This window comes from Kluyvera sp. NPDC087067 (assembly GCF_044745165.1).
GTDB lineage: Bacteria > Pseudomonadota > Gammaproteobacteria > Enterobacterales > Enterobacteriaceae > Kluyvera.
The window spans coordinates 248,128-266,779 of the sequence record NZ_JBIUZS010000006.1 but is presented as its reverse complement, the minus strand read 5'-3'; the positions used below and the strand labels follow the sequence as shown (position 1 = coordinate 266,779).

At 55.5% G+C, this 18,652-nt stretch carries 15 protein-coding genes; 2 read left to right on the top strand and 13 right to left on the bottom strand.

Annotated elements, in window-relative coordinates; all coding sequences use genetic code 11:
- Nucleotides 1-118: 118 nt before the first annotated feature.
- Entirely contained in the window at nt 119-2,077 is a 1,959-nt protein-coding gene (gene acs / locus ACIPDS_RS16830) for an acetate--CoA ligase (RefSeq protein ID WP_400738140.1), read from the bottom strand.
- Between the two features lie 414 nt (nt 2,078-2,491).
- Between acs and gltP the strand changes: the two genes are divergently transcribed.
- On the top strand, nt 2,492-3,805 hold the full coding sequence (gene gltP / locus ACIPDS_RS16825; protein WP_166516520.1) for a glutamate/aspartate:proton symporter GltP: 1,314 nt from the start codon (nt 2,492-2,494) through the stop codon (nt 3,803-3,805).
- A 260-nt stretch (nt 3,806-4,065) separates the two neighbouring features.
- Here gltP and ACIPDS_RS16820 read toward each other — a convergent pair whose 3' ends face one another.
- The 7 genes from ACIPDS_RS16820 to ACIPDS_RS16790 all read right to left on the bottom strand — a co-directional run bounded on the left by ACIPDS_RS16820 (nt 4,066) and on the right by ACIPDS_RS16790 (nt 14,326).
- Nucleotides 4,066-4,749, bottom strand: coding sequence for a tetratricopeptide repeat protein (locus ACIPDS_RS16820; RefSeq protein ID WP_400738136.1), 684 nt, complete (start codon nt 4,747-4,749; stop codon nt 4,066-4,068).
- 149 nt (nt 4,750-4,898) lie between these two features.
- Entirely contained in the window at nt 4,899-7,046 is a 2,148-nt protein-coding gene (gene fdhF, locus ACIPDS_RS16815; protein ID WP_400738133.1) for a formate dehydrogenase subunit alpha, read from the bottom strand.
- Between the two features lie 343 nt (nt 7,047-7,389).
- On the bottom strand, nt 7,390-8,832 hold the full coding sequence (locus ACIPDS_RS16810) for an MdtP family multidrug efflux transporter outer membrane subunit (RefSeq protein ID WP_400738131.1): 1,443 nt from the start codon (nt 8,830-8,832) through the stop codon (nt 7,390-7,392).
- Nucleotides 8,829-10,802: a multidrug efflux transporter permease subunit MdtO gene (mdtO, locus tag ACIPDS_RS16805; RefSeq protein WP_400738128.1), complete on the bottom strand. Its 1,974-nt coding sequence runs from the start codon at nt 10,800-10,802 to the stop codon at nt 8,829-8,831. Before mdtO ends, ACIPDS_RS16810 begins: the two co-directional genes overlap by 4 nt.
- A complete protein-coding gene (gene mdtN / locus ACIPDS_RS16800) occupies nt 10,802-11,833 on the bottom strand; it encodes a multidrug transporter subunit MdtN (protein WP_400738125.1) in 1,032 nt (343 codons plus the stop codon). Before mdtN ends, mdtO begins: the two co-directional genes overlap by 1 nt.
- Before the next feature lie 19 nt (nt 11,834-11,852).
- Nucleotides 11,853-12,128, bottom strand: a complete 276-nt coding sequence (locus ACIPDS_RS16795) for a YtcA family lipoprotein (protein ID WP_400738122.1) — start codon at nt 12,126-12,128, stop codon at nt 11,853-11,855.
- A gap of 212 nt (nt 12,129-12,340) precedes the next feature.
- The gene (locus ACIPDS_RS16790) at nt 12,341-14,326 is read right to left on the bottom strand and encodes an alkyl/aryl-sulfatase (RefSeq protein ID WP_400738119.1); all 1,986 of its coding nucleotides are present in this window, start codon (nt 14,324-14,326) and stop codon (nt 12,341-12,343) included.
- A gap of 302 nt (nt 14,327-14,628) precedes the next feature.
- Between ACIPDS_RS16790 and yjdP the strand changes: the two genes are divergently transcribed.
- The gene (gene yjdP, locus ACIPDS_RS16785) at nt 14,629-14,949 is read left to right on the top strand and encodes a DDRRRQL repeat protein YjdP (RefSeq protein WP_400738116.1); all 321 of its coding nucleotides are present in this window, start codon (nt 14,629-14,631) and stop codon (nt 14,947-14,949) included.
- Here the strand turns inward: yjdP and phnP are convergent.
- Genes phnP through phnL form a run of 5 tightly spaced genes read right to left on the bottom strand, consistent with a single transcriptional unit; the run spans nt 14,946 to nt 18,498 of the window.
- Nucleotides 14,946-15,704, bottom strand: coding sequence for a phosphonate metabolism protein PhnP (gene phnP / locus ACIPDS_RS16780; RefSeq protein WP_400738112.1), 759 nt, complete (start codon nt 15,702-15,704; stop codon nt 14,946-14,948). The genes yjdP and phnP overlap by 4 nt on opposite strands.
- Entirely contained in the window at nt 15,701-16,135 is a 435-nt protein-coding gene (phnO, locus tag ACIPDS_RS16775; RefSeq protein ID WP_166516529.1) for an aminoalkylphosphonate N-acetyltransferase, read from the bottom strand. The genes phnP and phnO overlap by 4 nt, the downstream gene beginning before the upstream one ends.
- Nucleotides 16,128-16,679: a ribose 1,5-bisphosphokinase gene (phnN, locus tag ACIPDS_RS16770; RefSeq protein ID WP_400738107.1), complete on the bottom strand. Its 552-nt coding sequence runs from the start codon at nt 16,677-16,679 to the stop codon at nt 16,128-16,130. Before phnN ends, phnO begins: the two co-directional genes overlap by 8 nt.
- Complete coding sequence (phnM, locus tag ACIPDS_RS16765) at nt 16,679-17,815, bottom strand: alpha-D-ribose 1-methylphosphonate 5-triphosphate diphosphatase (RefSeq protein ID WP_400738104.1); 1,137 nt, start codon at nt 17,813-17,815, stop codon at nt 16,679-16,681. Before phnM ends, phnN begins: the two co-directional genes overlap by 1 nt.
- The gene (gene phnL, locus ACIPDS_RS16760) at nt 17,812-18,498 is read right to left on the bottom strand and encodes a phosphonate C-P lyase system protein PhnL (RefSeq protein WP_400738304.1); all 687 of its coding nucleotides are present in this window, start codon (nt 18,496-18,498) and stop codon (nt 17,812-17,814) included. The genes phnM and phnL overlap by 4 nt, the downstream gene beginning before the upstream one ends.
- Nucleotides 18,499-18,652: the final 154 nt, after the last annotated feature.

The window sequence follows — 18,652 nt, the reverse complement described above, 5'->3', positions numbered from 1 at the left end:
TAGGTAAGGTTTTTAGTTATAGGGCTGCTATTGCCGGAGGGCGACTGTCGTCTTATCCGGCTTACTTCGGTGGCCAACTGTAGGCCCGGTAAGCGAAGCGCCACCGGGCAACGTTGTTTTATGACGGCATGGCAATGGACTGCTTCTCTTCCAGCAGTTTATCCACCACGCCCGGGTCGGCGAGCGTTGAAGTATCGCCGAGATTGCTGGTGTCGCCCGCGGCAATCTTGCGCAGAATACGGCGCATAATTTTGCCGGAACGGGTTTTCGGCAGCGAGTCGGTCCAGTGCAGCACGTCCGGCGTCGCCAGCGGGCCAATCTCTTTACGCACCCAGTTACGTACCTCGGTGTAGAGCGCAGGCGTAGGCTCTTCACCTTGATTCAGGGTGACGTAGGCGTAAATCGCCTGGCCTTTAATGTTGTGAGGAATGCCGACAACCGCGGCTTCAGCAATTTTTGGATGCGACACCAGCGCCGATTCGATTTCTGCCGTCCCTAAGCGGTGCCCGGAAACGTTCAGCACGTCATCGACACGCCCGGTAATCCAGTAGTAACCGTCTTCGTCACGACGCGCGCCGTCGCCGCTGAAATACATATTCTGGAAGGTGGAGAAGTAGGTCTGCTCAAAGCGCTCGTGATCGCCAAACAGCGTCCGCGCCTGACCCGGCCAGGAGTCGGTGATCACCAGATTGCCTTCGGTTGCGCCTTCCTGCGGGTGGCCTTCGTTATCCACCAGCGCAGGCTGCACGCCAAAGAACGGACGGCTGGCGGAACCGGCTTTCAGTTCCGTTGCGCCAGGCAGAGGGGTGATCATGAAACCACCGGTTTCGGTCTGCCACCAGGTGTCCATAACCGGGCATTTTTCGTTGCCGATTTGACGCCAATACCACTCCCACGCTTCCGGGTTAATCGGTTCGCCGACGGAGCCCAGAATGCGCAGGGAGGAACGATCGGTTCCGGCGGTGGCTTTATCGCCTTCTGCCATCAGCGCACGGATCGCCGTGGGTGCGGTATATAAAATGTTAACTTTATGTTTATCAACCACCTGACACATACGCGCAGGCGTTGGCCAGTTCGGCACCCCTTCAAACATCAGCGTGGTTGCGCCACAGGCCAGCGGGCCATACAGCAGGTAGCTATGACCGGTAACCCAACCCACGTCAGCGGTGCACCAGTAAATGTCGCCTGGATGATAGTCGAACACATATTTAAAGGTGGTCGCGGCGTACACCAGATAACCGCCGGTAGTGTGCATCACGCCCTTTGGCTTGCCGGTGGAACCGGAGGTGTAAAGAATAAACAGCGGGTCTTCCGCATTCATCTCTTGTGGCTGATGCTGGTCGGAGGCTTGTTCTTGCAGGTCATGCCACCACAAATCGCGGCCTTCCTGCCAATCAATTTTGCCGCCGGTACGCTTGAGCACCACGACATTTTCAACGCTTTTAACGTTCGGGTTTTTCAGCGCATCGTCGACATTTTTCTTCAGCGGCACGTTACGTCCGGCGCGCACGCCTTCGTCGGAGGTGATCACCAGACGGGAATTGGAGTCGATGATACGACCGGCCACGGCCTCCGGCGAGAAGCCGCCGAAGATAACGGAATGGATAGCGCCAATGCGGGCGCAGGCCAGCATGGCAACCGCGGCTTCCGGCACCATCGGCATATAGATAGCCACCACATCGCCTTTTTTCACGCCGAGCGACAGCAGGGTATTGGCGAAACGGCAGACGTCGCGATGCAGCTCGCGATAGGTGATGTGTTTGCTTTGGGTGGCGTCGTCACCTTCCCAGATAATCGCCGTCTGGTCGCCGCGTTCTTGCAGATGACGATCGAGGCAGTTTGCCGCCAGGTTCAGGGTGCCATCTTCATACCATTTAATGGAGATGTTGCCCGGCGCAAAGGAGGTGTTTTTCACTTTCGTGTAAGGCTGTATCCAGTCGAGGATTTTTCCCTCGTCGCCCCAGAAGGCATCAGGTTGGGTGACCGACTGTTGATATTTGGTCAGATATTGTTGCGGATTTATCAGGCAGCGTTCTGCAATATTTGCAGGAATAGAGTGTTTGTGTATTTGGCTCATGCTTTTTTTCTCCATGTAAGATGTTAATAATATGTCTCATAAAAGTTAATAACAGAGGGTGGAGAAGCTTTGTTTACTATTTGCGCGGCAGATCACGCAATAGTGGAATTGTTCAAATAACGTTCACTTGATTCTTTGAACAGAAATAATTGCGGAAGTAGATTTATAGAAAATGGCGGAAATTTTTTGTTTTTATAACAAAAACTTATAAATAATGTCTGGTAGAAATTAGCGGGAATAAGCTTTTATGCGGTGAAAAGCCCTGATCTGAAAGGGTTGCGCGGGACACCGTACAGATGATACTGATATTGCGCGTTAAAAACCTCTAAAAGTAAACGCAACACAAATCACCCCCTTTCAAGTGGATACCATTCCCGTTCGGCATGGTATTTTTCATTGAGGAAGTCTGCAGTTATGAAAAAAACACGAATCAGCCTTGCATGGCAAATTCTCATTGCCCTCGTGCTGGGTATTATTCTGGGTAGTTATCTTCATTATCATAGCGATAGCCGTGACTGGTTGGTCTTGAATCTCCTGTCTCCCGCTGGCGATATATTCATCCATTTGATTAAAATGATCGTTGTGCCGATTGTTATTTCAACGCTGGTCGTGGGAATAGCTGGAGTCGGTGACGCCAAACAGTTAGGCCGAATTGGTGCGAAAACCATTCTTTATTTCGAAGTGATCACCACGGTAGCGATTATTATCGGTATTACCCTGGCGAATGTCTTCCAGCCTGGGTCAGGGATTGACATGTCACAGCTGGCGACGGTGGACATTTCGAAATACCAAAGCACGACGGCTGAAGTACAAAGTCACGCTCACGGGTTGATGGGGACGATTCTGTCGCTGGTGCCGACCAATATCGTGGCGTCGATGGCTAAAGGCGATATGCTGCCAATCATCTTCTTCTCGGTGCTGTTCGGTCTGGGCCTTTCCTCACTGCCGGCGACGCATCGTGAACCGCTGGTTACCGTGTTCCGTTCTATCTCTGAAACCATGTTCAAAGTGACCCACATGGTCATGCGCTATGCGCCGGTCGGTGTGTTTGCGCTGATCGCTGTGACGGTGGCGAACTTTGGTTTCGCCTCGCTGTGGCCGCTCGCCAAGCTGGTGCTGCTGGTTCACTTCGCGATTCTGTTCTTCGCGCTGGTGGTGCTGGGCATCGTGGCGCGTATCTGTGGGCTCAGCATCTGGATCCTGATTCGAATCCTCAAAGACGAACTGATTCTGGCGTACTCAACCGCCAGCTCCGAAAGCGTGCTGCCGCGTATTATTGAGAAGATGGAAGCCTACGGCGCCCCGGCGTCGATCACCAGTTTCGTGGTGCCGACCGGCTACTCCTTTAATCTCGACGGCTCGACGCTGTATCAGAGTATTGCGGCGATCTTCATCGCGCAGCTGTACGGCATCGACCTGTCTATCTGGCAGGAAATCGTGCTGGTGCTGACGCTGATGGTGACCTCAAAAGGGATTGCTGGCGTGCCGGGCGTATCGTTCGTGGTGCTGCTGGCAACGCTTGGCAGCGTGGGCATTCCGCTGGAAGGTCTGGCGTTTATTGCCGGCGTTGACCGTATCCTCGATATGGCGCGTACCGCGTTGAACGTGGTGGGTAATGCGCTGGCGGTGCTGGTGATTTCCAAATGGGAACACAAGTTTGACCACAAAAAAGCGCGGGCCTATGAGCGCGAAATGTTGGGCAAGTTTGATAAAACCGCGGGTCAGTAATAGATAGAAAGAATGATAACGCCGGGCTTGCCCGGCGTTGTTGTTTTTGGGATTGCGCAGAGGCTTTGTCTCGTAGGCCTGATAAGCCTAGCGCCATCAGGCAGAACGGCGCAGATTGCCGGATGGCGGCGTTGCCTTATCCGGCCTACCGCTGATGGGGGCGACTGATTTTGTGGATTGGCACGATATACCCCCTCTCCCTTACAGGGAGAGGGTTGGGGTGAGGGTGCGGCACAGAGCGCAAAGGCGAGGGTAACCCCTTACTCCGCGCTCACCTTATCAAACTCCTCACACCCGGTATCAAACCCTTCCGTACAGCTCAGGTTTAACCACTGAAGCGCTTTCTGTTTGTTCGGCACGATAAACCCTTTCTCGCCGTTTAAGAACATCATCCCGGCCCAGTACTCGGCGTAGCCGGTTCGCGACAGCGTCGAGCTGTTTTTAAAGGCGTCCGTCGCTTTCTCATCATCTTCTTTGACGCCGACACCGTTGGCGTAAATCAGCCCCATCAACATCTGCGCATCAACCGCAAAATCGCTCTCGGCATTCATTGAGGCCTGCTGAAGGAGAGTCATGGCTCGCGGATAGTCGGTCTCACCAGACTGACTGTTAATCAGGATACGCGCCAGAATCACCTCTCCTGCCCGACTGCCAGCCTTTACGGCTTTTTCGGCCAATGCTTTCGCGGCGGGATAATCGAGGTTCACCGGGTTAGTGATTTTAATCTGTGCCAGCAGCGCGAAGGCGTCCGCATCACCGCCGTCGGCGGATTTCTGCGCCCAAAACTCTGCTTTGCCCAAATCACGGGAGCTAAACCAGGTGTCGGCCAGATAATATTGCGCCCGCGCGTCGCCGGCTTCTGCGGCTTTCTGATACTGGCTGCCCGGTTCTTCCGCGTGTAGCGATAAGGCAATAAACCAGAGTAATACAAAAAGTTGTTTCATCTTATTATGTGGGTAGTCGAGGAAGAGGGCAGTATAAAGAGAAAACGAGGATAAAAAAACGCCCCCGAAACGGGGGCGTTGAGAAGGGCGGCAAACTCCAGGTAGCCCGGAAGAGGTGCGCAAGCACCGCCTCCGGGGAACATACCCTGTTAGCCCATCGCGCTTTCGCGCAGACTGGCTTTCAGCTTGCTGTACTCATCAATCACATACTGTTCGGCGGCGCGTTGATCGGCAATGCGTTCAACGTTAACGGCGCAGTACTTGTACTCAGGCGTTTTGGTAATTGGGCTCAAGTTCTCAGTTACCAGCTCATTACAGGCCCCAATCCACCACTGGTAGGTCATGTAAATCGCGCCTTTGTTCGGACGATCGCTTACGGCGGCACGGGTGATGACGCGGCCTTTGCGGGAGTTAACCCACACCAGCGCTTCATCTTCAATGCCTAGACGCGCGGCATCGGCGGTGTTGATCTGGGCATAGCCCGGTTCATCCGCCAGTGCTGCTAGCGCCGCACAGTTACCGGTCATCGAACGGCAAGAGTAGTGCCCAACTTCGCGCACCGTCGACAGTACCATCGGGAACTCGTCGGTGAGCTTGTCGATAGGCGCAACCCAGTCGCAGGTAAAGAACTGCGCCAGGCCGTTCGGGGTGTCAAACTTCTCTTTGAAGAGGTAAGACGTACCCTGGTCGGCATCCGAGGTGTCGCGGCAAGGCCACTGAATATAGCCCAGTTCGCCCATTTTCTCGTAGGTGGCACCGTAGAAATCCGGGCACAGACCGCGCAACTCGTCCCAGATTTCCTGGGTGTTGTTGTAGTGCATCGGATAACCCATGCGGGTGGCGATTTCACTGATAATCTGCCAGTCCGTTTTCAGATCCCACTTCGGCTCAACGGCTTTAAAGAAGCGCTGGAAACCACGGTCAGCCGCAGAGAAGACGCCTTCATGCTCGCCCCATGACGTAGACGGTAAAATAACGTCTGCGGCCGCGGCGGTTTTGGTCATGAAGATATCCTGGACGATAACCAGTTCCAGATCTTCAAAGCCTTTACGCACGGCAGAGAGCTCGGCGTCGGTCTGTAATGGATCTTCACCCATGATGTAAGCCGCGCGCACTTCGCCATGCGCCGCACGGTGCGGCAGCTCGCTGATGCGATAGCCGGTGTGCGCCGGCAGGCTTTCTACGCCCCAGGCTTTAGCGAACTTCTCGCGATTTTCCGGGAACTTCACGTACTGATAGCCAGGATAGGTATCCGGCAGCGCGCCCATATCGCAAGCACCCTGAACGTTGTTCTGGCCGCGAACCGGGTTAACGCCGACGCTTGGCTTACCGAGGTTGCCGGTCAGCATCGCGAGGCTGGTCAGTGAACGCACGGTTTCCACGCCCTGATAGAACTGGGTCACGCCCATACCCCACAGGATAGCCGCGCTTTTTGCCGACGCATACATACGGGCGGCCTGACGAATTTCCTGCGCGCTAACGCCGGTAATTTCTTCGACAGACTCCGGCGTATAGCCTTCAACAATCTTGCTGTACTCTTCGAACCCTTCCGTGCGCGAGGCGACGAACGCCTGGTCGTACAGGTTTTCTTCAATAATGACGTGGCCCATGGCGTTGAGCAGCGCGATATTCGAGCCGTTTTTCAACGCGATGTGCATGTCGGCAATGCGCGCGGTTTCAATTTTACGCGGATCGCAGACGATGATTTTCGCCCCGTTACGTTTAGCGTTAATCACGTGATTCGCCACGATAGGGTGGGAATCCGCCGGGTTATACCCGAAGATAAACACTAAATCGGTGTTATCAATTTCGTTAATCGCATTACTCATTGCGCCGTTACCGACCGATTGGTGCAGACCTGCAACCGAAGGGCCGTGTCAGACGCGAGCGCAGCAGTCAACGTTATTGGTACCAATAACGGCGCGCGCAAATTTTTGCATTACATAGTTGGTTTCATTACCTGTTCCGCGTGAGGAACCGGTAGTCTGAATAGCATCTGGACCGTATTTCGCTTTGATCGCACTCAGGCGGTCAGCAACGTAATTTAGCGCTTCATCCCAGGATACGGATTCCAGTTTGCCGCCGCGCTGGCGACGGATCATTGGGGTCTTAAGGCGTGGGGTCAGGATCTGGGTATCGTTAATGAAGTCCCAGCCATAATAGCCCTTCAGACACAGGGTACCCTGATTGGTTTTCCCCTGCGCCGCCTCAGCTCGGACGATTTTACCGTTATCGACCACCAGGTTGATTTTGCAACCTGATGCGCAATACGGGCAAACCGTGACGACTTTTTTCATCGGTCTCGCTCCAGTTAATCAAATCGCGCATACGCGCTGTCGCCCTTAGTATGCATCTTTTATGCCACTTTTTTATTGTGGGCATTCCCTGATATTACGGGCGAATTTTGGTCAAAACCCTGACGAAAAACAGGCTGTCGTCATATTTGACGTGTCGAAAGGAAAAGCCGAATGACATTTGTGAAGTCGCCCGGCCGAGCGCAGCGACGCCGGGATGAGCACCGAGCCTCCCCGGAGTCGGCGCTGGCGCACCTCGTCCGGGCTACCCGGCTGTAGGCCTGATAAGCGCAGCGCCATCAGGCAACTGTGCAAATTGCCGGATGGCGGCGATGCCTTATCCGGCCTACTGGTGATATCCCCCGCCCAAAGATTTGATGAGCTGAATGCTTTGGATCACCCGCTGGCTGTCCAGCACCAGTAGCGACATCTGCTCCGCCAGTACCGGCAGCTGGGCTTCGGTGGCCTGAAGTCGGCTGCCGAGGCCACGCTTAAATGCGGCTTCGGCGGCGCTTTGGGTGTAGCGCGTAGCCTCCACGCGTTCTGCCTGGAGCGTGCGTTCATCGTCCAGCGTTTGCAAACGGGTGCCGTTTATCGCCACGTCGCGCACCGCGTTCAATACCGACTGGTTATAACGCTCAATCAGCATATTGCTGGTAGCGCGGCTGTTTTTCAGATTGGCGTTCAGGCGGCCGCCGTCGAACAGCGGCAGTCGCAGGCCGGGAATGACGTTAATCTGTCGGCTGGTGCTTTTAAACAGCGTGTCGATATGGATGGAGTCGAGGCCAAAAAAGACTTTGAGATCGAAGCTTGGGTAGAACAAGGCGCGCGCCGCATCAACCTGGTCTAGTGAAGCCTGAACGTACCAGCGCATCGCCTGGAGATCTGGTCGGCGGGCCAGCAGGTCATAGGAAAGCGTTGCTGGAATGCCCGTTTGCACCTTCGGCAGTGCGACCGGTTTAATCTCCGGCATATCATCCGCACCTGCTCCCATCAGGGCGCGCAGCGCTTCACGCGTTTCTTTGATTTGCCCCTTCACGGCAGCAATTTGTTTATCAACCGCCAGCACCTGCGCTCGCGCACCGTGATACGGGACTTTTGCTTCCAGCCCTTGAGCCACTTTGCTCTGATGCGCCTGTACGGCGTAATCAATCACGTCGCGGGTTTGTTCCAGCAGCGCCTGCATCTGGAAGCTCGCCTGCATGCTGTAGTAAAGCTGCGCCACGCCGGTGGAAAGCGCCAGCTCTACCGCCGCGGTTTCTGCCACGGCGGCGTTATGTGCGCCGATGGCTGCCTCAACGGCCGAACGGTGCGCTCCCCATAAATCGAGATCCAGCCCGGCGACCAGACCGACGGTGGCTTCGGTGTAATAGGGGCCATCCATTCCTAATCGCGGCGCATCCAGCGCATATGGCCCGAGGAAGCCGTTAGCGGAGGCGCGTTGGCGGTTGATCATCCCCAACGCCGCCATCTGGAGTTTCGACCCGCCTTCCAGCAGTTCGGCCTGCGACTGGGCTTTCTCTTCACGCTGCTTGGCTTCGGCAAGCGTGTGAGAGCCGGACAACGTTTTTTCTATCAGCGCGCTGAGCTGCGGATCGTTAAACTGCCGCCACCACTGCGCCTGCGGCCAACCTTGGCTGGCGAGATGAATGTCGCTTGCCAGCTTGATTTGTGCCGGTTGCAGCTGCGCGTGCGGGGCGGAATCATTGCGGATCAGCGCACAGCCGGAGAGCGCCGTTGTGCTGCCGAGCAGGCCGCAGAGAAGTAAGCGGGATAAGTTTCGGGTCATTGGGATGTGGCTCCTTGCGCCTGTTCCCCGGCGGCAGTGGAGGCCGGGCGAGTCCAGTCGGGTAAACGGGCTATCTGCTGCATAACACACTGCGCTTGTTCAGATAAGGTGGTCGTTGCGTCACGGTCAGAAGGCGCGCTGTGGGTCAGATCTGCCGCATACTGCTCCAGCGCCTCGGCAAGCGGAGCTTCTGGTGTGGCGATACCATCGCAGCGATAGAGGATCTCGCGGCCTTGATGAATAGCGGCTTCACTACGCGCCAGCAGTTGGCGACGACCGTCATGATCCAGCTGGCGTTCCAGCGCCACGCGCTCGCGCATCTCTTCACAGGCATTAAACGCGGCGTGACAGCCGATACGGAGTTGAAGGTAGATTCGCTGCGTGGCGGGATCGTGCTGAGAAAGACGCAACAGTTTGCTGAGCGTTGCGAGCGCGGCCGCCAGTTTTTTCGGCAACTCAGAGGCTTCGCTTTCCGGCCAGATAAAGGTGTAGATCACCGCCGAAACGGCCGTACCGATAAGGATCCCCACCGCACGATCGCGAATTTCAACCAGATCGTATACTGGGCCAAATGCGTTCTCGAGGGTGGCGAGGGCAAAGGTGACGATCATCTGCGTGCCGATATACGACGATCGCTCCGATCCGGTGGCTGTCCACGCGCCCAGAAGGAAGAGCGGGGCCAGCACGCACAACAGTTCAACAATATTGTCGATCCACGGGATCACGCAAAGGGTCATCAGCAGCGCCAGCACCGCGCCGCACACAGCGCCGCCAAAGCGCAGCGCCATTTTCTGCCAGGATGCGCCGATGCTGGGGTTGGCGACAATAATGCAGGTCAACATACAGGTATGTATGCCTTCCCAGTCGACGCCGGAATAGAAAACGTAACAGATCATGCAGGCCAGCAGCGTTTTCAGGGCGTAGCGAATATAGACGGGGTTAGTGAAAGCGTCCGGCACCATTGAGGGCTGCTTCGCGGCGGGAGTGGGCGGCGTATCCGGATTCATCTGCCCAAGCCGGTACAGATGTTCACACAGGCTTTCCAGCCCGCACTCCCGGGCAGCGGTGCGTTCATCAGGGCTTAATTGCCATGTGCTTTGCCACGGTTGGGCGTCGGCGATGGCGCATTGCAGGGATTCGATTTCACGCTGAATTTTATGAACCAGCTCGGGATGTTGCGAGGCGTCGTCGGCGGCGTAGCGGTTTAGCGTGGTGTAGAGATAGGTGACGGTCATGACGCAGGTTTGCCACCAGGCGCTGCGCGCCTTCCAGTCGGCATCATCGGCCATACAGAAGACATTGAGTTTTTGCAGGGCAAGCACTTCGCGTTCAACGTACTTTTCGCCACGCGGCGCGGCGCTGGTTGTCAGGTGGTTGAGAGCATCATCAAGCCTCGCGCACAGCGCATCCTGCATTTGCTTCCCGGCACGGCTGGGGAACCAGAGTACGCCAATTAACACCATCAGCAGCGTAGGATACAGACCCACCACGATGCACCACAGGGTAAGGCGCATAGCAATCTCCGGGTAATCGAGCATCGCGGGGAAGGTCTGGCCATAAACGGCGATAATGGCGACGGCAAAAAACAGCAGCCCTAGCTTGTAGGTACGCATCATGAACATACAGCCAAGCACGATCAGGCTGGCGATGATCATGCGGATCAACGGATAGCTGTACGACCATTTATAGATCAGCACCATGCTGCCGATTTCCATCACCGTGGCGACGACAAACAGTATGGCCACAAATTTGGTGTAAAAGGCATTTGACTGTACGCCGTAGAACAGCACCGCCAATGAGATCGCCATAAACGGGATCTCAAAGGTTATCGAGATAATGACCACCAGCAGGCAGCCAACCCAAAGCTGGAGGGTCTGCGGCACGCGCCCAGGGCGTTTTTCGCTTAACTCATCGCGGAAAAACGCCAGTAGCCTGATGAGCGGCAACGGCAGGTAGCTGAGCGCGTTCATTATTGTGACTCAAGCGTCGCGACCGCCGAAGCGCCGATACGGAACATCCCGGCATCCGGCTTATCGACCATAATTTTTACCGGGAAGCGCTGCGCGACGCGCACCCAGTTAATCGAGCGCGAAATACGCGGCAGACCACCCAGCACCATGCCACCGTCATCGGGCAACACGCCGTAGCCGATGGAATCGACCTTACCGCTAAACGTTTTGCCGCTGTCGCTCATTAGATAAAGGGTGGCAGGCGTTCCGGCGTGGATATTTTTCAGCTCGGTTTCACGGAAATTGGCAATTACGTACCAGTGGCGGGTATCAATCAGGGTAAAGATCGGTTTCATTGCGGAAGCGAACTGGCCGATGGAGGTTTTGAGCGACACCACGCGACCGTCAAACGGTGCGCGAACCGTTGCCATCTCCAGATGCAGCTGAGTCAGGGCGATATCGGCCTGGATAGCGACGCGTTGAGCCACCAGCGCATCCACTCCGCTGACGGCGGTAGCGGCCTGTTGCGCCTGTAGTAGCGCGGCGTTGAGATCGGCTTCGCTGGCGCGTTGTGCGGTGCGGGCGCGATCGACATCTTCCGCCGAGACAAACCCCTGCGACAGCAGCGGTGCCGTGCGGTTAAGCGTGCTGGTGGCCTGTTGTGCGGCGGCGCGGGCTTTGGCGACGGTGGCTTCAACGGAATCTGCCGCCAGTTTTTGCGCGTCAACGGTACGCTGGGTCAGCATAATCTGTTGATCGAGGGCGGTCAGCATCGCCTGTGCTTTAGCAAGGTTCGCCTCGTAAGGCCGCGGGTCGATACGGAATAGCAAGTCGCCTTGTTTAACCAGTTGGTTATCTTTGACGGCCAGTTCAATAATGCGTCCACTGACTTCCGGGACAACGTCAATCGTGTCGGCAGATGCGTAGGCATCGCTGGTGGACGGGGCGCTATCGACGCGCCAGATAACAAATATCATCACCACCACGGCAAGGATAACCAGTGCCAGGGCGGGTATTTTGTTGCGAGAAACTTTTTTCTGCGAGCTTTCCATGGGCGCATCTCAAGGTGAGTTAGAAAAATACCAGCCAGAACAGCATGGAGTAGAGTGCAAAGAGGGCGGTATAGATAATCCCTGCATATGAAGGCGTTGGATATTTCCGCAGAATCACCCGTCGGGTGATGAGCGTAAGAATGACGCCGGCAATAATGCAGAAAAGCCAGCCTGGGTAATAAGCGCCAATGACGGGAATAGCCGGAGGTAATGAACATCCCGTGAGTAATACCGCGAGCGATAGCCAGCCACTTTTTTTAAGCTGCTTCACAATCCTGGATTGAACTATTTGCATATTAAAATACATCCTGTGTATTGCGAACAATATCCGGGGTGAATATAAAAAGAGTCAGATGCTTCAGTATGGCTATTTTTATCAAAGAGAAAAATAGCTTTATAATCGAACCGCATTCATAACTTATTTGTTTAATTTATTTTTAATTTAAATATATTAACCAAATAAATAAAACATTCAGGGGCTAATAACGCCCCCGAATGTCGGTTGGATTAATTTGGGGTGACGACGTTGACCCACAGCTCAAATTGATCAAGGCAAGCCATGATTTCATCCAGCTTCGCTGCGTTGCCAATCACTTTTACTTTCTTCGCTTTAATCAGATCCGCCATTTTAGCCTCGCCGGTGAGGACGTTGTGCAAGTCATCGCGGCTTATATAGAACGAGGTATCGGCTTTCGGCAGCAGCGTTTTACGGTAGTTCAGCACGCTGTCGTTTAGCGTCAGGTTGAGATTATCTCCCTTGCTTAAATCGAAGTTGACGCTGATATCTTTGCCTGCAGCTTTATCGCTATTCAGACGAACCGACATGTAATCAAACAGCATTTCAACCGTCATGCCTTTGATGGTATCGGTAGAATTTGAGGTGCTGTGAGCTAATTGATGTACGCCCTCACGCAGCTCTTTTGCGCCGGTCAGATAAAAACCGCGCCAGGTGGCAGATTCGGCCTGGTAGCCTAATTGTTCAAAGGTATCGGCCTGCAAATTTTTCGCTACCTGATCGCCTGGATTGGCGGCAATGACCTGTTTAAGCAGTTCGGCAGCCCAGCGGTAATCGCCCTGCTGATAAGCATCCCGCGCAAGGTTAATGGCGTGTGCGGAGCCGCCCAGCGCTTTCACATAGCGTTTGCCCATTTCGGCCTGCCCGTAAGGATTGAGGTTGGCAGGGTTGCCGTCAAAATACCCCAGATAGTAGTTATAGACCGCGCGGGCGTTATGGCTCACGGAGCCGTAATAGCCTCGGCTGGCCCAATTATTGGCAAGCGCTGGCGGTAATTTTATCATGTCGCCGATTTCATTCATCGTGTAGCCTTGGTTGGCTAAATGTAAAGTTTGGTCGTGAATGTACTTGATAGTGTCGCGATATTTGCCAATATAGTCGTTAATGTGTTCATTGCCCCACACCGGCCAGGTGTGCGGCATAAAGAGCACTTCCGCCTGACTGCCCCACATATCGAGCGTTTCATTCAGATACGATGCCCACTTACTGCTGTCGCGGGTTTTCGCGCCGCGCAGGGTGTAGAAGTTATGCAGGGTATGGGTGGCGTTTTCGGCGGTACAAAGGGCTTTCAGCGCCGGAATATAGAAATGCATTTCTGCTGGCGCTTCGCTACCCTGTGCCATCAGGAAATCAAATTCCAGTCCATCAATCGTGAGTTTTTGGCCCGTTTTACTGATGGTTGTCGTTGGGGCGATTAGAGTTGGGCTACCCGGTGCAATTGAGACGCCGAGTCCATTGCCAACACTGCCCTGAGCGTTATGAGGGAGCAGCAGGCCATACGAATACAGTGCGCGACGGTTCATAATATTTCCCGCCAGAACGTTTTCACTGATGGCCTCATCCATAAACCCGGCAGGGGCAATAATCTGCACCTTACCCGCTTTGACATCTGCTTCGCTGACGATACCTTTTACGCCGCCATAGTGATCGGTATGACTATGGGTGTAGATGACTGCGACGATAGGCTTTTGCGGGCGATGCTGGAAGTAGAGATCGGCGCTGGCTTTCGCCGCTTCCGGGCTGATGAGCGGGTCAACGACGATGATGCCGGTATCCCCTTCAATAAAGGTAATATTGGAAATATCCTGACTGCGCACCTGGTACATTCGGTCAGTGACTTTAAATAGCCCGGAGATGCCGTTAATCTGCGACTGCCGCCAGAAGCTTGGGTTGACGGTATCCGGTGCGGGCGCATTAATATCGAATTTATAATCTTCCGCGCGGTAGAAAACCTTCCCATCGGCATTTTTTAACTCGCCATGGTTCAGCAGTGGCGCAATAAAACCACGCTGCGCGTCGGCAAAGTCCTGTCGGTCATTAAAAGGCAGTGATTTTAGATATTGTTGATTAACCTGCTGAGTGTAGGCCGTTGCCTCTTTAGGGGGTTCTGCAGCAAATGCTGCATTCACCATAAAGCCCGTTGATACGGCAATAGCAATAAATATTCTGCTTAATTGAAATGATTTTCCGTTATTCATATGAAACTCCATTTGCCATAGATATTGTGAATTCTAAAGATGTGGCTAACCAGATGGTCAAATCAGACCATCTATAGTAATCGTGATTTGTTTTTTTTAGCGGAGGGATTGTGATGAAGATCGGTATTTTAATAAGGTATTTGTGCCAAATATCTAAAATAATATTTAATATAAATATATATTCGGGAATATATTATTTGTGCATATGGCGTTGGCTTGTGCCTGGAATTGAGATTCCTCCGCTACACCGCCGCAAGGGGCTCACCTAATCTACCGTCAGCTTCCTCGACGAGATTGGCCCTATGAAACGTAACTTCATTGCTTTTGTATTCTGCGCAGCCTCGCTGACCAGCCAACTGGCCCACGCGGACATTATTGACGACGCGATCGGCAATATTCAGCAGGCCGTCAATGATGCCTATAATCCCAGTCGCGATCGTGATGATAGCGATCGTTCCTGGGACGATCGCAGCAGTTCGCCCAGTAGCCAACAGTATAACGACAGACGCCGCCAGTTAGACGATCGTCGGCGTCAGCTTGACGATCGCCAGCGCCAGCTCGATCAGGAGCGTCGCCAGCTGTCTGATGATGAACGCCGTCTGGATGATGATTACGATCGTTAGTCCAGCGTAATTTGCAGCCCGTCAAAGCCCGCTTCTATGCCAGCGGGGAGACGGTGGCTCATCATCCATTCATCAAACTGGTGGCTGATGTGCGTGAGGATCACCCGTGGACAACGGATCTTCTCGTTAAGCGCTTCTATAGTGGCTAAATCACTGTGGTTACGCGGAGTCTGTTCGCGCGGGGCGTGGCTGCAATCAATCACCATCACCTGCGGACGATTGTTGCTTAAAAAGGTCAGCGTTTTGTCCGGCAGACCGGCGGTGTCGGAAAGCCACGCGACGCGGCTGTGCGGCGTTTCCAGCAGATAACCGAAGGTCAGCTTTGAGTGCTCCAGCGGTACGGGTGTTATCTGCAATCCCTGCAAATCAAAAACCACAAACGGTTCCACGGTGTGACTGAAATCCAGCAGGCCGGGATGTTTGAACAGATCGTCGCAGCCTTGCTCATCCGGCGGGCCATAAACCGGCACCTTTTCGCCCACGCCCCAGCGTAGCGGGAAAAGTCCCTGCACGTGATCCATATGATAATGGGTGAGTAAAAACTGCTGGAAAGATCCGCCAGGCCAGCGATCGGTGAGATCGTGCAGCCCTGCGTCAAGCAGCGTAATGGCATCATTGAATTTGACCACGCCGCTACAGGCGCGACGGCGAAACTGCGGCGCACGCCGGGCGCGGGTGCAGGCGGGGCAGTGGCATCCCCAGGCGGGGACGCCCTGTGCGCCGCCGGTACCGCTAAGCGTGAGGGTTAAGCTCATAGCGCTTTGGTAAAACGGACGTGGCTTGGCGCATAGCCTTCTCGCTGATAAAAGCGGTGGGCGTCCAGTCGTTTGGTGCTGGTCGACAGCTCGGTCATCTCAGCACCGGCGTCACGCGCGGTCTCTTCCGCCCATGCCAGCAGCATACTACCGACTTTTGACCCACGCGCTTTTGGCATCACCACCAGCTCCTGAATCTCGCCAATCCAGTTCGCGTGATGCAGATGAAACTGCAAATGCAGGCTTATCATGCCGACAACCTGCCCATCCAGCAGCGCCAGCTGGTAATGCAAATTCTTGTCCTGCAAATTGGCCGCGAAGCCGGTGTAAAACGCGTCGCGGTCGAACTCGGCCTGTTTCAGTTCGCACATTAATGCGTAGACATCATCGACATCATCAAAGGTGGCATGGCGCAGTTCACGCTCAGGCATGGCTTATCTCCTTTCGGCCCATCAGGGCGAGTAGTTTATCCACCGACTGTAGCAGACTTCCGTCGTTATTGAGCGTATGGCACTCCGTTGGCGTATAGCGCGCGGCGCGTTCCAGACGAGCGGCGATCTCGGCTCCGTTTTCACGTCCTCGGGTTTGTAAGCGCTCACGTAGAACCTCCGGCGACACCTGCAAACAGACCGGCAACAACGCCTCAGCGTAGCGAGCTTTGGCCTGCTGTAGATGGGCGCGGGAGCCGTTAACCACCACGTCAAAGCCGCCGTGTAGCCAGAGATCGATTTCTACACCCACGCCGTAGTACAGGCCGTTGGCGTGCCAGCTTAAAGCCAGCAGATTACGCCCGGCGCGAGTGAAAAACTCCTGCTCACTCAGGGCGATATGGTTTTCACAACCCGCGGTGGCTGGACGAGTGATATAGCGATGCGCCACCAGCAGTTCGGGATGTGCCTGCTGTCGAAGCACCTCCAGTAAACTGTCTTTTCCAGAGCCTGACGGCCCCATTAACCAGATCAATTTTCCCATCATCAGAACACCCTTTTTCCCTGACGCCAGACGTGGTCGATATGCACGTGTTCGCCTTTGCGATGCGCCAGCACCAGGTCGGCGCGTTTGCCTTCACCAATGACGCCACGGTCGTGCAGATTGAGCGCCCGCGCAGGATTTCTGGTCACCAGATTAATGGCTTGTGACAGCGTAAACGCGTTGTTCTCGTCGTCCGCCACGCGGAACGCGGCGTCCAGCAGGCTCGCCGGATAGTAGTCTGACGAGAGAATATCCAGCAGTCCGAGTTCAGCGAGCTTATGCGCCGCCACGTTGCCGGAGTGCGAGCCGCCGCGCACGATATTCGGCGCGCCCATCAGCACGTTCATGCCGTGGTGGCGCGAGGCTTCCGCGGCTTCAAAAGTGGTGGGGAACTCGGCAATCACGCTGCCTAAAAGGTGCGATTCAACCACGTGATCGTGGGTTGCATCGTCGTGGCTGGCGAGCGCGATGTGCCGCTCGCGACACATCGCGGCAATGGCGGTGCGATTAGGCTGCGACCAGCGGGCTGCCAGCGCTAGCTGTTCTTCTTCATATTGCTGCATCTGCGCATCGGTAAGTGAGTACTTACCTTGGTAGTATTCCCGGTACTTCTCGCGGTTGGCGAACTGACGCTGGCCCGGTGAGTGGTCCATCAGTGACACCAGCGACACCGGGTCGCGGCTGACCAGTTTTTCAAACAGCGGCAGCGTGGTGTGGTGCGGCAGTTCGCAGCGCAGATGCAGACGATGCTCGGCGCGATTAAGTCCGCGCTTTTGCGTCTCCTCCACGGCGTTAATCATCTTCTCGAGATTTTCCAGACGGTCACCGCCGTCCCGCACATCGCCAATCGCCACCGCATCCAGCACGGTGGTGATGCCGCTGGCGACCATTAGCGCGTCGTGGCTGCTCATCGCCGAATGGGCGGGCCAATCAACCTTCGGACGCGGGGTGAAAAATTTATCCAGATTATCGGTATGCAGCTCGATAAGCCCCGGCAGCAGCCAGCCGCCTTCGCCGTCCATCGCTTCTGGCAGGCGGCTCTGGCTATCGGCAAAGGCACGGATTTCGCCGTTGTGTACCTCAAGCGAACCGTGAACCACATCGTTGTCGAGCACCAGTTTGACGTTATTAATAATCATGCAGGGACACCCATTGGATGAAGGCGGTCAGCGACCTGGTTGCGAACGGCCTCGTCGTGGAAAATGCCGACGATGGCCGCGCCGCGGGCTTTGGCTTCGTTAATCAGGCTCACCACCGCGGCGCTGTTTTTGGCGTCCAGCGAGGCGGTGGGTTCGTCGAGCAATAAAATCGGGTAGTCGACGATAAAACCACGGGCGATGTTGACGCGCTGCTGCTCGCCGCCGGAAAAGGTGGATGGCGCAAGGTGCCATAAACGTTCAGGGACGTTCAGGCGGGTGAGCAGCCGTGCGGCTTTGGCGCTACAGACCTCGCGCGGTACGCCGGTGTTGAGCAGCGGTTGCATCACCACTTCGAGGGTAGAAATACGCGGAATAACGCGCAGGAACTGGCTCACCCAGCCGACGGTGGCTTTACGCACTTCCACCACTTTGCGCGCCGGAGCGCTGACCAGATCGACCCATTCATCGCCGTGTTTGATGTGAATATGGCCTTCGTCCGGCAGATAGTTGGCGTAAAGCGAGCGCAGCAGCGTCGATTTGCCGCTGCCGGAGTGGCCGTGCAGCACCACGCACTCACCGGCCTTTACCGTAAGCGAGGCATCGCGCAGCACCGGAAGCTGGACGCCGTTTTGCTGGTGCAGAACAAAGGTTTTACTGACGTTTTCGACGCGGATCGCGTTCATGTTTTGCCTCTTTAGCATTTGTGCCTCCCCGGCGGGGGGGGGGGGGGGGGGGGGGGGGGGGGGGGGGGGGGGGGGGGCGGGCGGCCGCCCCCGCCCCCCCCCCCCCCCCCGGGGGGGGGGGGGGGGGGCGGGGGGGGGCGCCCCCCCCCCCCCC

What these genes read in the sequence shown, in the direction of transcription:
- acs (WP_400738140.1), bottom strand. Translation starts at nt 2,077, where the DNA reads ATGAGCCAAATACACAAACACTCTATTCCTGCAAATATTGCAGAACGC.
- gltP (WP_166516520.1), top strand. Translation starts at nt 2,492, where the DNA reads ATGAAAAAAACACGAATCAGCCTTGCATGGCAAATTCTCATTGCCCTC.
- ACIPDS_RS16820 (WP_400738136.1), bottom strand. Translation starts at nt 4,749, where the DNA reads ATGAAACAACTTTTTGTATTACTCTGGTTTATTGCCTTATCGCTACAC.
- ACIPDS_RS16810 (WP_400738131.1), bottom strand. Translation starts at nt 8,832, where the DNA reads ATGACCCGAAACTTATCCCGCTTACTTCTCTGCGGCCTGCTCGGCAGC.
- mdtO (WP_400738128.1), bottom strand. Translation starts at nt 10,802, where the DNA reads ATGAACGCGCTCAGCTACCTGCCGTTGCCGCTCATCAGGCTACTGGCG.
- mdtN (WP_400738125.1), bottom strand. Translation starts at nt 11,833, where the DNA reads ATGGAAAGCTCGCAGAAAAAAGTTTCTCGCAACAAAATACCCGCCCTG.
- ACIPDS_RS16795 (WP_400738122.1), bottom strand. Translation starts at nt 12,128, where the DNA reads ATGCAAATAGTTCAATCCAGGATTGTGAAGCAGCTTAAAAAAAGTGGC.
- ACIPDS_RS16790 (WP_400738119.1), bottom strand. Translation starts at nt 14,326, where the DNA reads ATGAATAACGGAAAATCATTTCAATTAAGCAGAATATTTATTGCTATT.
- yjdP (WP_400738116.1), top strand. Translation starts at nt 14,629, where the DNA reads ATGAAACGTAACTTCATTGCTTTTGTATTCTGCGCAGCCTCGCTGACC.
- phnP (WP_400738112.1), bottom strand. Translation starts at nt 15,704, where the DNA reads ATGAGCTTAACCCTCACGCTTAGCGGTACCGGCGGCGCACAGGGCGTC.
- phnO (WP_166516529.1), bottom strand. Translation starts at nt 16,135, where the DNA reads ATGCCTGAGCGTGAACTGCGCCATGCCACCTTTGATGATGTCGATGAT.
- phnN (WP_400738107.1), bottom strand. Translation starts at nt 16,679, where the DNA reads ATGATGGGAAAATTGATCTGGTTAATGGGGCCGTCAGGCTCTGGAAAA.
- phnM (WP_400738104.1), bottom strand. Translation starts at nt 17,815, where the DNA reads ATGATTATTAATAACGTCAAACTGGTGCTCGACAACGATGTGGTTCAC.
- phnL (WP_400738304.1), bottom strand. Translation starts at nt 18,498, where the DNA reads ATGAACGCGATCCGCGTCGAAAACGTCAGTAAAACCTTTGTTCTGCAC.